Source organism: Spirosoma utsteinense, assembly GCF_014282275.1.
Classification (GTDB): domain Bacteria; phylum Bacteroidota; class Bacteroidia; order Cytophagales; family Spirosomataceae; genus Spirosoma; species Spirosoma utsteinense.
The window spans coordinates 1-861 of the sequence record NZ_VFIA01000164.1 but is presented as its reverse complement, the minus strand read 5'-3'; the positions used below and the strand labels follow the sequence as shown (position 1 = coordinate 861).

Here is an 861-nt window from a genome sequence, read left to right as displayed (position 1 = left end):
AGAACGTGTTGGGGAATTGAAAAAGGCTGGTAGTCGTGTCACCTTTGTAGCGACCAAGCAACAAAGCCGTGACCAAACAATTTACTAAACTGACCGACTACCAGTGGGCCGCAATATCGTCTTTTCTACCCCTCAAACGCAAGAGAAAGCTCGATTTATGTGACGTAATGAATGCCATTTTATGGCTGCTTCGTACCGGTTGTCAATGGCGGAATTTACCTGGCGAGTACCCCAATTGGCAGGCGGTCTACTATTACTTTGACCAGTGGAAAACTGATGGAACCCTGGAACGAATTAACCGGGCGTTAAACCAACTGGATCGAAAACAAGAAGAACGGGAGGACTTACCATCCGTTTTTTGCGTTGATAGTCAGACTGTTAAATTAGCTCCTATGATCGGCGAGTATCGAGGCCTTGACCCACATAAGAAAGTTAACGGACGTAAGCGTCAATTCTTAGTCGATACCGGAGGGCGCTTGTGGGCGGTCCATGTACATGCGGCTAACGAGGCAGATGGACCTGCTTCACTAGTTTTAGTAAGTGATATTTTGTGGTATGGCGAGCGGGTCGAAACCGTCTTTGGTGATGGGTCCTATGGGGGTGTTTTCAGAAAAGCGCTGGCTGGTTGGGGCATTAATTTCGTGCGTGGTTCGCGGCCTGAATCGGCTCAGGGCTTCGTTCCTGTTGCCAAGCGGTGGGTCGTAGAGCGGAGCATTGCCTGGACCAACTTTTTCCGGCGGATCGTCAAAGACTACGAGTACACGCTATCTTCTTCGGTTGGTTGGCTGCTTTTAGCCAACATTCAGATCATGTTGCAACGAATCAAACCAACACCCCCAATATAATTCCCCAACACCTTCT

1 protein-coding gene is annotated in these 861 nt (G+C 48.9%); it reads left to right on the top strand.

Going from position 1 to position 861, the window contains the following annotated elements:
• Positions 1-68 precede the first annotated feature (68 nt).
• Positions 69-845, top strand: coding sequence for an IS5 family transposase (locus FH603_RS28285; protein ID WP_186742765.1), 777 nt, complete (start codon positions 69-71; stop codon positions 843-845).
• The last annotated feature ends 16 nt before the right edge of the window (positions 846-861 follow it).